Source organism: Vibrio eleionomae, assembly GCF_009874545.1.
GTDB classification, from domain to species: Bacteria; Pseudomonadota; Gammaproteobacteria; order Enterobacterales; family Vibrionaceae; genus Vibrio; species Vibrio nitrifigilis.
In genome coordinates this window covers 55,440-68,823 of record NZ_WEKT01000005.1, presented here as the reverse complement: position 1 = coordinate 68,823, position 13,384 = coordinate 55,440, and the positions used below count along the sequence as shown (strand labels likewise).

Sequence of the window (13,384 nt, the reverse complement as noted above, 5' to 3'; positions counted from 1 at the left end):
TTTTTATTATCTATATCGTTAGGTAGAAAGTGCTAGCTTCTTAAAGCGCGTTCACCACGAGCAATTCCAACAATCCCACTGCGAGCGACTTCAACCACATCAGTAAACTGGGCGACAGACTGAATAAACGCATCCAGTTTATCTGTATCACCGGTCAGTTGTACGGTGTAATGCGTTGGATTGACATCAACGATCTGACCACGGAAAATATCGACCATACTTTTTACTTCTTCACGAGCAGAACCCGATGCTTTTACTTTAACTAACATCAGCTCGCGTTCAATGTGCTCAAATTCCGTTACATCTTGAACTTTCAATACATCTATCAATTTGTGCAATTGTTTTTGTATCTGTTCAAGCTGCATACCATCAGAATCGGTGGTGATATTTAAACGTGAAAGCGTTTCATCATCAGTTGGTGATACATTCAGACTTTCAATGTTGTAGCCACGCTGAGAGAATAAACCGACCACACGAGATAATGCTCCAGGTTGGTTTTCTAGTAGTAAAGAAATAACACGTCTCATCTTAGGTTCTCTCCGTTTTGCTCAGCCACATTTTATCCATACCTTCACCCTTGATTTGCATCGGGTAAACATGCTCGGTTTCATCCACACTAATATCAACAAATACCAGACGATCTTTCATATCAAGCGCTTTCTGTAAACCCGCCTCTAATTCATCTGGTGTTGAAATGCGAATACCGGCGTGGCCATAGGCTTCGGCAATGGCGACAAAGTTTGGCACTGAACTCATGTAAGAGTTGGAGTGGCGACCATGGTAAATAATGTCTTGCCACTGTTTTACCATTCCTAAGAAACGGTTATTTAAGTTAATAATTTTAACTGGAATATCATATTGAAGAGCGGTTGAAAGCTCCTGAATATTCATTTGGATACTACCATCCCCAGTCACAACAACAACTTCTTCATCAGGATGTGAAAATTTAACCCCCATCCCAGCAGGCAAACCAAAGCCCATCGTGCCTAAACCGCCTGAGTTAATCCACTGTCTTGGTTTATCAAATGGGTAATATAAAGCGGCAAACATTTGGTGCTGACCAACATCAGATGCGACGTAAGCTTTACCTTTAGTTAAACGATAAAGAGTTTCGATCACTTGCTGTGGTTTAATACGTTCAGGGTTCTTCGTATAAGAAAGGCATTGACGCTCTCTCCAACCTTCAATGTGTTGCCACCATTGAGCAATCGCTTGTTGATCGTTTTGATCCGTTTTATCCCCCAACAACTTAAGCATGGTGTCGAGAACTTGATCGGCAGAACCCACAATTGGGAGATCAACGGGAACATTTTTAGAGATCGAAGAAGGATCAATGTCAATGTGCATGACTTTGGCATTCGGACAATATTTTTCTAAATTATTGGTAGTTCGATCATCGAAACGTACGCCAATACCAAAAATAAGATCAGAGTCGTGCATCGCCATATTGGCTTCATATACACCGTGCATGCCAAGCATACCAAGGAAATTTTTATGGGTTCCTGGGAAGGCCCCTAATCCCATTAGCGTACTCACAACCGGAAGGTTTAACGAGTTCGCCAATTTTAAAATCTGTTTATGTGCACCAGAAATAATTGCCCCACCACCAATGTATAACACTGGCTTTTTGGCTTCTAATAGTGCTTTAAGCGCTTTTTTAATTTGCCCTTTATGCCCTGTCGTTGTCGGGTTATAAGAACGCATTTTAACGCTTTCAGGATAGCTATAAGGCAGCTTAACCTGAGGATTCATTACATCTTTTGGTAGATCAATAACCACAGGACCAGGTCGTCCTGTCGATGCGATATAGAATGCTTTTTTAATTGTCTCTGGAATATCTTCTGCTTTCTTCACTAAAAAGCTATGTTTCACGATAGGACGAGATACGCCCACAATATCGCACTCTTGAAACGCATCATTACCAATTAAATTAGTTGCCACGTTACCAGAGATAACCACCATAGGGACTGAGTCCATATAGGCAGTCGCAATACCTGTTACCGTGTTTGTTGCTCCTGGACCAGAGCAGACGAGGACGACTCCTGGCTTGCCTGTAGAACGTGCATATCCATCAGCCATATGAGTCGCAGCTTGTTCATGACGAACAAGGACGTGCTTAATTTTATCGGTTTTTTCGTGGAGAGCGTCGTAGATGTCCAATACTGACCCACCAGGGTAACCAAATATCTGTTCTACGCCTTCTTCGATCAGAGATTGCACCACCATCTCTGCGCCGGATAACATTGCCATTTTTTCTCCTTACCAAACCTACAACAACGTGGTTGTTATTGAGGCTGGTTTACATAGTTAGGGCTTATTCGTAGCCTAATTCGAAAACCTTCCGCTTTCGGCTATGTCCCGAGCCTGTCATAACAAGTCACGGGTAAACGGGAAATACTGTACCTGCTAATGACCTATCGGTCTAACGTGGATTGGCGCACAGTTTTAATAAGATGTGGTGAAAAAGTATAAATAAAGTCATTAACTCTGTTAAAAAATTAAAAATCAGAGTTATCGATAAGTTAACGAAGAAAAAATGTGAGAAAATATATTAGAACGAATAAAAAATTATGCAACTACGGTCATTAAATACTCTATAATAGGTCCTCAATACCAGAGAACCTATCACCATAAAAGCTATTTACCGTACATTGCTTTAATTTCACCTTCATATCGAGTGTGAATCACTTTACGACGTAGTTTTAGAGTTGGAGTTAACTCCCCATCTTCCAAAGAGAAGGCATTCGGCAGTAACGTGAATTTTTTTACCTGCTCAAAATGGGCAAGATGTAGCTGAAGTTCATGAATTCTTTTTTCAAACATCTCTATGATCTGCGCATGTTTGAGTAGATCGATACGATCATGATACTTAATATTCAATTCCCGAGCGTATTTTTCTACCCTGTCGTAGCAAGGAACGATCAATGCCGAAACAAATTGGCGCGCATCAGCTATAACAGCAATCTGCTCGATATAATGATCTTTACCTAACGTACCTTCAATCATCTGTGGTGCGATGTATTTTCCACCCGATGTTTTCATGAGCTCTTTAATACGCTCAGTGATAAACAACTGCCCATGTTCATCGATATACCCTGCATCCCCTGTTTTCAAATAGCCATCTTGGTCAAATGCAGCAAGAGTATCGCTTTCATTTTTATAATAACCCTGCATGACCATTGGGCCTTTCACCAAAATTTCATTATTAACACCGATACGGATATCAACATCAGGCATAGCAAGTCCAATTGAATTGGCGTCAAAATGGCTATCAGGCCAACAAGACACCGTTGCCGTGGTTTCAGTCATCCCATAACCCACTTTGACATTAATACCTAAAGCATGGAAGAAGCGACCAATAGAAGGTTCAAGCTTCGCACCACCACATGGCATCATTTTCAAACGACCACCAAGTAACGCTCTCAATTTGCTTAATACTAATTTATCGGCAATCCTAAAACGCCATTCCCCTTTACCTGAAGACACATAACGCTCGCCCACGGACAAAGCCCATGAAAATAAAGTCTTTCTAAGCCATGAAGCATGAGAAACTTTGTCATGCACTGCTGCATAAATTTTTTCATAGAAGCGGGGAACCGCACACATCACGGTTGGAGACACTTGCTGTAATGCTTCTCTAACCACTTTAACGTCATGGAGATAACAGTTAGTCGCCCCCTTATATAAAACGTAAAAGCACCATGCTCTCTCAAACACATGCGACAAAGGTAAAAAGCAGAGAGATATATCATCAGGCGTCAAATTTAGCCGAGAATCATGCCCAGTCATCTGAGCGGATAAATTGCGGTGAGATAACATTACCCCCTTAGGTTGTCCGGTTGTTCCCGAGGTATAAATAAGAGTAAACAGATCATCAAGGTTCAACGTATTTAAACGCTGATAGAGCGATTCTAGGTAATCACTTGTTCCTAAAGAAATAAATTCATTAAACGATAAAACAAAATCAACATCAGGTATTTCAATATGTTCATCCATGATCACGATACGTTCTAAGCGTTCACACTGATTAAAAATTGAAATGGCTATGTCCAGTTGCTGTTGGCCACTGACAAATAAAATACGGACATCAGCATTTTCAGTAATGTATTTGGTCTGATTTGGTGTACTTGTAGGATAAATAGGCACAGTGACGACTCGTATCTGCTGAGCAGCCACATCACAAATCGTCCAACGCGGCATATTGGTAGCAAAAATACCGACTTTTTCTTGTACATCCAGACCGCACGCTAACATAGCTAACGAAAGCGCACGAGTATGTTGATCAAACTCACTCCAAGAAATATCATGCCAATCATTATCAGCATAAAATCTCATAGCTACTCGCTCATCCCCTTCGGTCATCCTATCGCGAAGCTTATCTACAATATGAAAGTCTAATATGGCCATTTTTGTACCTAGAATATACCCTCTACAGGGCGGGAAGCGGCACAGTTTACAGACGCGCAGATAAAAGGCAACTCACCAAGATCAAAGTTAGGGACATATAGAAGGGATAAACTGAACAGATACAAAAAAGCCTCAAACCGGTATAGATTTGAGGCTAAAAGAGGCTAACTAACTACTAACAGTTATTATTTATCGGCGATTACTTCACCGCAGATCATCATTAACTGATCACGTAACCAAATGTGACCTTTGTCTTTCTCACTCGATTCATGCCAGCTTAAGTAACCGTGAATTTTCACATTATCAAATGGGCAGGAGATAATCTGTAGCTGATCACGATTAGCCGCATTTTCGACCATCCAGCGAGGAGCAATAGTGACAAGTTCAGACTGACCTACAACATAGAGAACATTGCTCAGACTTGTTCCTTCATAGCTAGAATGGCAATCAAGCTCGCGGTAAGCCTGTTCAGAGAAGCTACGTTGCCCATGAATTTTAGATAACTTCGCATGATGTTCTTGAGATAATTCATCACGAGTAACACTACCTTGAATACGTGGGTGATTTTTCGCGGCAACAACCACTAATTCATCTTGAAAGATTTCAGTGCTTGAGAAGCCTTGCTCATCAAATCGAGCGTAATCGATGACAAAATCAATTTCTTGATAACGCATGCGCTCAGCGAGAAGACGATCAAATTCTGCATCTAAATGCAATTTTACATTTGGAGCTTGAGTTTGAATTGACTGCATGATGTTTGGCGCAAAACGAATATCACATGGGCTACAAATGGCCAATTTGAATAAACGAGTTGAAGTTTCAGGGGAGAAAACTGAACTTGGTAATTCGTTACGAATTAATTGTAAAGCTTGACGGATCGGCCCAAACAGTTGACGAGCACGTTGTGTTGGTTGGATACCACGACCTTGACGCATAAATAGCTCGTCATTAAACATAACCTTCAAGCGAGCAACGGCATTACTTACTGCTGGTTGAGACATACCTAGATTATGCGCAGCACGAGTAATGTTTTGCTCCTGCATAACGGCATCAAATACAGTGAGGAGGTTTAAGTCCACACTGCGTAATGTACTTTCCATTCGATAGCTTGCGATGGCACTCATCGCGTCTTTCCTTTCTACTTTATCTAACATACTGTGAAACGCCTCTTGGGTTCGTTTTTTTGTTATTAATCATGTGAGCGATAGAATTAAAATGGCGAACATTTGATGAAGATAGATAACCTAGGCTTTTATTATTTACCACTCGGATAATTCCACCGCGACACCTACTATCAACTAATTCGTACACGAATGGCAACCCGATTGATAAAAAGTCATTTCTTTTTATAAGTGAACTAAATAAAAACAATAATTATCAGCATCTTATAAAAACATAAAAAAACATAAAAACGTGATAAAGAACAAATATTAAACTAATTGATAAAGGTATTTATTGCACAAAAGGCTAGTAAAGTCCCATTCACAGCATAAATATATGCTATTGCGTGAGGTGTTTTTCTTGTTAAGGAAACGGTTGCGTAATGATATTACTGCCTATTTTATTAACAATAAAATAGAAAACCATAACATTAGCTGATAGACATATAGGTAGGAAAATCGACTCTATTCCATAAAGAATGCTCACGCATAATGCCCCAAGTAGAACAATGCGGCAGTGGCGCAGCAACACCCAAGAACAGCACCAATAATTACATCACTGACAAAGTGTACTCCTAATAAAACCCGTGCACAGCCAATCAAACATGCCCAGATCAGAGCCATACCATAGAGTTGAGGGAAAAAGTGGCCAATAATGCATGCAACAACAAATGCAGCAGCAGTATGTCCAGAAGGTAAACTGTATCGATCAGAGGGGGTAATAAAAGCCGGTAATAAAGGAGAAAATTCCTGTGGTCGACGACGTTGAAAACTGTTTTTTAGTAACCAATAACAAGGTAATTCAAGCAAGAAAGCCAGTAATCCTGCGATAACAAATCCTTGTCCAACCTGCCCTTTAATTCCCCAAGCAAGTAACGCAAAAATAACATAAAGATGCCCATCTCCTGTATGAGATATTGCCTTACTCACTCGAGCCGCAAAGCCACTATAACGATGTTGTAAACAATATAACGACACTGCAAAGTCGAGTTTAACAATTGGTTCTATTGTTCTCATGCTCCGTCTTCCTATTTATCCCTACAGACATGTCCTTTTTGACATTATTAAAATTAGGAGCGAGATGTGACGAATCCGTGATGTTTTCTTTTAAATGCCATGAAACTTACAACGGAACGTAAAAAACAAACAGCAACAATTTGAAAAATAAGAATAAAATAAACACTTTCAGTATCTCAAAGCGATTATGGTATGAAGTGCTATTATTCTCCAGCCCACTTATTTGCATAAAAAATCAACTTTTTGGTTGACGTCATCACTTGAGTGCGGTACTAATTTACCAACTTAATTTGTGGATGTTTATATCAATGACAATTCGTTTTTCACTCCTTCTCAGCCTCCTCCTTATCGTGAAACAATCGCGCGGGTGAGCTGTGGACGAAAAACGCCACAATGCAGAATAACGAAAACCCGCTTTTAGCGGGTTTTTTTATAACTAAATCCAGGAAGAAAACGATTAACTCTCGAAATGAGGAAGCAAACATGAACGACCAGGTCATATTATTCGATACGACATTGCGTGATGGTGAACAAGCTCTATCTGCCAGTTTAACCGTAAAAGAAAAACTGCAAATAGCATATGCACTAGAACGTCTAGGTATCGATGTTATTGAAGCAGGATTTCCGGTTTCATCGCCTGGTGATTTTGAATCGGTACAAACCATTGCAAAAAATATTAAAAATAGCCGCGTTTGTGCTCTTGCTCGTGCCGTAGAGAAAGATATCGACGCAGCAGCTGAAGCATTAAAAGTTGCTGAAGCATTCCGTATTCATACCTTTATTTCAACTTCAACTGTTCATGTTCAAGACAAACTACGTCGAAGCTATGAAGATGTTATCGAAATGGGTGTTAAAGCCGTTAAACACGCACGTAAATTTACCGATGACGTCGAATTTTCTTGCGAAGATGCTGGACGTACGCCAATCGATAATCTTTGTCGTATGGTTGAGGCAGCAATTAGTGCAGGCGCTAAGACAATTAACATCCCTGACACAGTTGGTTATACCGTTCCAAGTGAATTTGGTGGTATTATTGAATCGTTATTCAACCGAGTTCCTAACATTGACCAAGCGATCATTTCTGTTCACTGCCATGATGATTTAGGCATGTCCGTGGCAAACTCGATCACAGCAGTACAACATGGCGCTCGCCAAATTGAAGGAACTATCAACGGAATCGGTGAACGAGCTGGTAATACGGCGTTAGAAGAAGTCGCTATGATTTTGAAAACCCGTCAAAATATACTAGGCGTTACAACCGGAATTCAACACGAAGAAATCAGCCGTACAAGTAAACTAGTTAGTCAGTTATGTAACATGCCTATTCAGAGCAATAAAGCTATTGTAGGTGCTAATGCATTTAGCCACTCTTCTGGTATTCACCAAGATGGCATGCTGAAAAATAAGAACACTTACGAAATTATGACTCCTGAATCCATTGGACTAAAAAACCAAGGGTTGAACCTAACGAGTCGCAGTGGTCGAGCAGCCGTTAAGAGCCACATGCAATCATTAGGATATAGTGATACTGACTACAACCTAGATGTGTTGTACGAAAACTTCTTGAAACTTGCAGATAAAAAAGGCCAAGTCTTCGATTATGACTTAGAAGCATTGATGTACTTTTCAAACCTGCGTGATGAAGACGATTACTTCAAATTGAATTATTTAAGTGTGCAGTCTGGCAGTGTAATGGCTACCACCAGTATCAAACTACAATGTGGTGATGAAGAAAAATGTGAAGCGGCGGTAGGCAATGGCCCTGTCGATGCGTTGTACCAATGCATTTACCGAGTTACAGGTTATGACATTGTTTTAGATAAGTTTGATTTGACCGCCAAGGGAGAAGGCGAAGACGGTTTAGGACAAGCCGATATCATTGCTAATTACAAGGGCCGTAAATATCACGGCACTGGCGTCTCAACAGATATTGTTGAAGCATCAGGTGAAGCGCTTTTGCATGTTATCAATAGCATCCATCGTGCAGATGAAATTGAAGAGATTAAACAACGCAAAAAAATCGCCACAGTATAAGAACTGCAGACCAGAATAAATTTATAACTCATTAAGACGAATAGGATTCGCATGACAAACACAACATACAAAATCGCGGTTTTACCTGGCGATGGCATCGGCCCAGAAGTAATGGTGCAAGCAAACAAAGTGCTTGATGCCATCGAAACTAAATATAATTTGACCTTTGCCCGTGAAGAACACGACATCGGCGGTATCGCAATAGACAACCATGGTAAACCATTACCAGATACTACTTTGGCTGCTTGTGAAGAATCAGATGCCGTTCTGTTTGGTTCTGTTGGTGGCCCAAAATGGGAACACCTTCCAGCAAATGAACAGCCGGAGCGTGGTGCCTTATTACCTCTTCGTAAACACTTCCAACTATTCTGTAATTTGCGTCCAGCTCAGATCCATAATGGTTTAGAGGACTTTTCACCTCTACGCGCCGATATCTCAGCTCGTGGTTTTGATATTGTAGTGGTTCGTGAATTAACAGGTGGCATATACTTTGGTCAACCAAAAGGTCGTGAAGGTGAAGGCCCTAACGAAAAAGCCTTTGATACAGAAGTTTACCACCGCTATGAGATTGAACGTATTGCCAAGATTGCTTTTGAATCAGCAAGGCTACGTGATAAGAAAGTATGCTCTATAGATAAAGCTAACGTATTACAAAGCTCTATCATGTGGCGTGAAATTGTGACTGAAATTGCTAAAGACTATCCAGATGTCGAATTAACTCATATGTATATTGATAATGCGACTATGCAGTTAATTAAAGACCCATCTCAGTTCGATGTTGTACTGTGCTCAAATATCTTTGGTGACATTTTGTCTGATGAATGTGCGATGATCACAGGCTCAATGGGCATGTTACCTTCAGCAAGTATGAACGAAAGTAAGTTTGGTTTGTATGAACCGGCGGGCGGCAGTGCACCCGATATCGCAGGTAAAAATATTGCGAACCCAGTAGCGCAAATTCTTTCTGCAGCTCTAATGCTACGTTACAGCTTAGGCGAAGAAGATGCAGCTAAAGATATTGAAGCGGCTGTAAGTAAAGCTCTTGCAGCCGGCCAATTAACTGGTGACTTGGCAGGTAACAACCCTGCTTTAAGCACTAGTGAAATGGGTGATGTTATCGCTCAATATATCTCAAACTCATAATATTAGGAGGGATCGCATAGGCGATCCTTCTCGCTCTGCGAGCTGCAAGGAACAAAGCAATGTCAAAAGCAAAAACCTTATACGAAAAGATTTACGATGCTCATATTGCGGTTGAAGCCGAAGGCGAAAACCCAATTTTGTACATCGACCGCCATTTAGTACACGAAGTAACATCACCTCAAGCCTTTGATGGACTGCGTGAAAAAGGGCGTCCAGTACGCCAAGTCAGCAAAACATTTGCCACGATGGATCATAACGTATCGACCACCACCAAAGACATTAACGCATCTGGTGAGATGGCTCGTATACAAATGGAAACACTATCAAAAAACTGTAAAGAGTTTGGTGTCACTCTGTTTGATATTAACCATAAATATCAGGGTATTGTGCATGTTATGGGGCCTGAGTTAGGTATTACTCTACCAGGTATGACCATCGTCTGTGGCGACTCTCACACTGCAACTCACGGTGCCTTCGGCTCCCTAGCATTTGGTATCGGTACTTCTGAAGTTGAGCATGTTTTAGCAACTCAAACACTAAAACAAGCCCGTGCTAAGACCATGAAAATTGAAGTAAAAGGCAAGGTGGCTCCTGGAATTACCGCCAAGGATATTGTTTTGGCCATTATCGGAAAAACAACATCAGCCGGCGGCACCGGTTATGTGGTTGAATTTTGTGGTGAAGCCATTCGAGATCTCTCCATGGAAGGCCGTATGACGGTATGTAATATGGCCATTGAGTTAGGTGCTAAAGCAGGTCTTATCGCACCTGATGAAACGACATTCGATTACATTAAAAATCGTCGTTACGCCCCTTCATCTGAAGATTGGAATGCAGCAGTGGAATATTGGTCTTCATTAAAAACTGATGAAGATGCAGAATTCGATGCTGTAGTGACTTTAAATGCTGCAGATATTCGCCCACAAGTCACTTGGGGCACTAACCCAGGTCAAGTAATGGCGGTAGACGGTATCATTCCTTCACCAGAAGATTTCTCTGATCCTGTAGAAAAAGCCTCAGCAACAAAAGCTCTTGCATATATGGGATTAAAAGGTGGTACTAAACTAGCTGAATATAAAATTGATAAAGTATTCGTTGGATCTTGTACTAACTCACGTATCGAAGATATGCGAGCAGCTGCTGAAGTTGCTAAAGGCAAAAAGGTTGCGTCACACGTACAGGCCTTGATCGTACCAGGTTCAGAACAAGTTAAAGCGCAAGCAGAAGAAGAAGGCTTAGATAAAATCTTTATCGAAGCAGGATTTGAATGGCGTTTACCTGGCTGCTCCATGTGTTTGGCAATGAACAATGACCGCTTAGGTCCTGGAGAGCGCTGTGCATCAACGTCTAACCGTAACTTCGAAGGCCGCCAAGGTCGTGATGGTCGTACACACCTAGTTAGCCCAGCAATGGCCGCGGCTGCTGCAATCGCAGGGCACTTTGTCGACATCCGAGAAATCAACTAATTAGAAAGGACACTATCATGACAGGATTTAAACAACATACTGGTTTAGTTGTCCCATTGGATGCAGCCAACGTCGATACCGATGCGATTATCCCAAAACAGTTTCTACAAAAAGTAACACGAACTGGTTTTGGTAAGCACCTATTCCATGACTGGCGCTTTCTTGATGATGCAGGTGAACAACCTAACCCTGAGTTCGTATTAAATAAACCACAATACAAAGGAGCAAGTATCTTACTCGCTCGTGAAAACTTTGGTTGTGGTTCTTCTCGTGAACATGCACCTTGGGCACTTGCTGACTACGGTATTCAAGTAATGATTGCACCAAGTTTTGCTGATATTTTCTACGGCAACTCAATCAACAACCAAATGGTTCCAGTACGTTTGACAGAAGAGGAAGTCGATGAAATCTTCCATTTCGTACAAGCAACTGAAGGTGCAGAAGTCACTGTTGATCTAGAATCAATGACAGTAACAGCAAATGGCAAAAATTATTCATTTGAGATTGATGAATTCCGTCGTCACTGCTTACTCAATGGATTAGATAATATTGGCCTAACACTTCAACACGCAGATAAAATTGCCGAGTTCGAAGCAAACATACCTAATTTCTTGCAATAAAGAGCCATTCTTTATGAACAAAAGCTGCCGATATGGCAGCTTTTTTTATATCCGATAACCACAAACAAAAGTTCCTGAGGAAATATGAATATATACAGTAGGTATAAAACGAGAAAACCCCAGCCGAGTGGGCTGGGGTTTTGAAATAAAGCCTGGCGATGACCTACTCTCACATGGGGAAACCCCACACTACCATCGGCGCAATTTTGTTTCACTTCTGAGTTCGGCATGGAATCAGGTGGGTCCAAAATGCTATGGTCGCCAAGCAAATTCTGTATTATTGAGTAAAAAGAAGGCACTCAACAAATTGTAATAAATGGTGCTGATACCCAGAATCGAACTGGGGACCTCATCCTTACCAAGGATGCGCTCTACCGACTGAGCCATATCAGCTAAAGCGTCTGTTCAGACTAAAAGGCCCGTGATAACACGGGCCTCTTTAAATTAAAGCCTGGCGATGACCTACTCTCACATGGGGAAGCCCCACACTACCATCGGCGCGATTTCGTTTCACTTCTGAGTTCGGCATGGGATCAGGTGGGTCCAAAATGCTATGGTCGCCAAGCAAATTCTTTGTTGTTACCGCTNGAGAACGACAGCTTTCTGAATTAATTGTTGCTGCGATAGCGGTAACAACAAAGAATTTGCTTGGCGACCATAGCATTTTGGACCCACCTGATCCCATGCCGAACTCAGAAGTGAAACGAAATCGCGCCGATGGTAGTGTGGGGCTTCCCCATGTGAGAGTAGGTCATCGCCAGGCTTTAATTTAAACGGTAGAGTGTTAGACACTTTACGGTAAAAACCAGTTTCGCGGAGCGGTAGTTCAGCTGGTTAGAATACCGGCCTGTCACGCCGGGGGTCGCGGGTTCGAATCCCGTCCGTTCCGCCACTTATTTAAAAGCCTTAGTCTTAGACTGGGGTTTTTTCATATAAAAAATTTAATGTTTTAGGGGTGTAGCTCCAATTGGCAGAGCAGCGGATTCCAAATCCGCGTGTTGGGAGTTCGAATCTCTCCACCCCTGCCATAATTGAAGCCTTAGCAGCAATGCTAAGGCTTTTTTTACATCTGAATCATGGTGAATTGCTCCTAAGTGATAGAGCTACTCGTTATCTGACTAATGGAGTTGTGTATCTTGGCTGCTGGACTGCCGTCCAGTCGAATCTCCGGAATGCCGGCCGAGTCCCCCCTGCCATAATTTTAAGCCTTAGCAGTAATGCTAGGGCTTTTTATTTTGAGCTTAAAAAGCCTGTGTTTTTTTGTTTCTAGATTTTTGCCCCAGTCAAATATAGAGAGTAGGATTTTCAACTAAGTGGATCCTTAGACCATTAAATTACGGCTCTATAAGAATACTGGGTTTCTTTTATCGTTCGGCTCGATAGATATTATTACCCCTTAGTATGTAACTTGAGCCACTGTGAGACAGAGATTATTTTGTTATAGTTTTCGTTCTTTTTGATTTGGTTTTGAAAGACAAATCTGATCATGCTGAACTTTACTGTCTTATCTACCCGTTATAGCAATTCTACTTTTATT

Annotated in this window: 9 protein-coding genes, 3 tRNA genes and 3 rRNA genes; 7 read left to right on the top strand and 8 right to left on the bottom strand. The window is 41.4% G+C overall.

Annotated elements, in window-relative coordinates; all coding sequences use genetic code 11:
- Window positions 1–32: 32 nt before the first annotated feature.
- The 5 genes from ilvN to F9817_RS04590 all read right to left on the bottom strand — a co-directional run bounded on the left by ilvN (window position 33) and on the right by F9817_RS04590 (window position 6,584).
- A complete protein-coding gene (gene ilvN / locus F9817_RS04610) occupies window positions 33–527 on the bottom strand; it encodes an acetolactate synthase small subunit (RefSeq protein WP_161153789.1) in 495 nt (164 codons plus the stop codon).
- Window position 528: 1 nt separating this feature from the next.
- Window positions 529–2,250: an acetolactate synthase 3 large subunit gene (locus F9817_RS04605; protein WP_161153788.1), complete on the bottom strand. Its 1,722-nt coding sequence runs from the start codon at window positions 2,248–2,250 to the stop codon at window positions 529–531.
- A 387-nt stretch (window positions 2,251–2,637) separates the two neighbouring features.
- Window positions 2,638–4,407: an AMP-dependent synthetase/ligase gene (locus F9817_RS04600; protein ID WP_161153787.1), complete on the bottom strand. Its 1,770-nt coding sequence runs from the start codon at window positions 4,405–4,407 to the stop codon at window positions 2,638–2,640.
- A 185-nt stretch (window positions 4,408–4,592) separates the two neighbouring features.
- The gene (leuO, locus tag F9817_RS04595; RefSeq protein WP_161153786.1) at window positions 4,593–5,561 is read right to left on the bottom strand and encodes a transcriptional regulator LeuO; all 969 of its coding nucleotides are present in this window, start codon (window positions 5,559–5,561) and stop codon (window positions 4,593–4,595) included.
- A gap of 489 nt (window positions 5,562–6,050) precedes the next feature.
- Window positions 6,051–6,584, bottom strand: coding sequence for a phosphatase PAP2 family protein (locus tag F9817_RS04590; RefSeq protein WP_161153785.1), 534 nt, complete (start codon window positions 6,582–6,584; stop codon window positions 6,051–6,053).
- A gap of 483 nt (window positions 6,585–7,067) precedes the next feature.
- On the opposite strand from F9817_RS04590, the gene leuA reads away from it, so the two are divergent.
- Genes leuA through leuD form a run of 4 tightly spaced genes read left to right on the top strand, consistent with a single transcriptional unit; the run spans window position 7,068 to window position 11,847 of the window.
- Window positions 7,068–8,618, top strand: coding sequence for a 2-isopropylmalate synthase (gene leuA, locus F9817_RS04585; RefSeq protein ID WP_161153784.1), 1,551 nt, complete (start codon window positions 7,068–7,070; stop codon window positions 8,616–8,618).
- 51 nt (window positions 8,619–8,669) lie between these two features.
- On the top strand, window positions 8,670–9,761 hold the full coding sequence (leuB, locus tag F9817_RS04580; RefSeq protein WP_161153783.1) for a 3-isopropylmalate dehydrogenase: 1,092 nt from the start codon (window positions 8,670–8,672) through the stop codon (window positions 9,759–9,761).
- Between the two features lie 59 nt (window positions 9,762–9,820).
- On the top strand, window positions 9,821–11,227 hold the full coding sequence (gene leuC / locus F9817_RS04575; RefSeq protein WP_161153782.1) for a 3-isopropylmalate dehydratase large subunit: 1,407 nt from the start codon (window positions 9,821–9,823) through the stop codon (window positions 11,225–11,227).
- Between the two features lie 17 nt (window positions 11,228–11,244).
- On the top strand, window positions 11,245–11,847 hold the full coding sequence (gene leuD / locus F9817_RS04570; RefSeq protein WP_161153781.1) for a 3-isopropylmalate dehydratase small subunit: 603 nt from the start codon (window positions 11,245–11,247) through the stop codon (window positions 11,845–11,847).
- A 150-nt stretch (window positions 11,848–11,997) separates the two neighbouring features.
- Here leuD and rrf (F9817_RS04565) read toward each other — a convergent pair.
- The 3 genes from rrf (F9817_RS04565) to rrf (F9817_RS04555) all read right to left on the bottom strand — a co-directional run bounded on the left by rrf (F9817_RS04565) (window position 11,998) and on the right by rrf (F9817_RS04555) (window position 12,412).
- Window positions 11,998–12,113 (bottom strand): 5S ribosomal RNA (rrf, locus tag F9817_RS04565).
- Between the two features lie 51 nt (window positions 12,114–12,164).
- Window positions 12,165–12,240, bottom strand: a tRNA-Thr gene (locus tag F9817_RS04560).
- A 56-nt stretch (window positions 12,241–12,296) separates the two neighbouring features.
- Window positions 12,297–12,412 (bottom strand): 5S ribosomal RNA (rrf, locus tag F9817_RS04555).
- Window positions 12,413–12,494: 82 nt separating this feature from the next.
- Here rrf (F9817_RS04555) and rrf (F9817_RS04550) point away from each other — a divergent pair.
- From rrf (F9817_RS04550) to F9817_RS04540, 3 genes are all read left to right on the top strand, one after another.
- Window positions 12,495–12,610: ribosomal RNA gene (gene rrf / locus F9817_RS04550) — 5S ribosomal RNA — on the top strand.
- A 52-nt stretch (window positions 12,611–12,662) separates the two neighbouring features.
- A tRNA-Asp gene (locus F9817_RS04545) sits at window positions 12,663–12,739 on the top strand.
- A gap of 59 nt (window positions 12,740–12,798) precedes the next feature.
- Window positions 12,799–12,875, top strand: a tRNA-Trp gene (locus F9817_RS04540).
- Window positions 12,876–13,384 lie beyond the last annotated feature (509 nt).

Excerpts from the sequence above, each read along its gene's own strand:
- F9817_RS04590 (WP_161153785.1), bottom strand. The coding sequence starts at position 6,584 with ATGAGAACAATAGAACCAATTGTTAAACTCGACTTTGCAGTGTCGTTA.
- F9817_RS04600 (WP_161153787.1), bottom strand. The coding sequence starts at position 4,407 with ATGGCCATATTAGACTTTCATATTGTAGATAAGCTTCGCGATAGGATG.
- leuO (WP_161153786.1), bottom strand. The coding sequence starts at position 5,561 with ATGTTAGATAAAGTAGAAAGGAAAGACGCGATGAGTGCCATCGCAAGC.
- leuC (WP_161153782.1), top strand. The coding sequence starts at position 9,821 with ATGTCAAAAGCAAAAACCTTATACGAAAAGATTTACGATGCTCATATT.
- F9817_RS04605 (WP_161153788.1), bottom strand. The coding sequence starts at position 2,250 with ATGGCAATGTTATCCGGCGCAGAGATGGTGGTGCAATCTCTGATCGAA.
- leuD (WP_161153781.1), top strand. The coding sequence starts at position 11,245 with ATGACAGGATTTAAACAACATACTGGTTTAGTTGTCCCATTGGATGCA.
- ilvN (WP_161153789.1), bottom strand. The coding sequence starts at position 527 with ATGAGACGTGTTATTTCTTTACTACTAGAAAACCAACCTGGAGCATTA.
- leuB (WP_161153783.1), top strand. The coding sequence starts at position 8,670 with ATGACAAACACAACATACAAAATCGCGGTTTTACCTGGCGATGGCATC.
- leuA (WP_161153784.1), top strand. The coding sequence starts at position 7,068 with ATGAACGACCAGGTCATATTATTCGATACGACATTGCGTGATGGTGAA.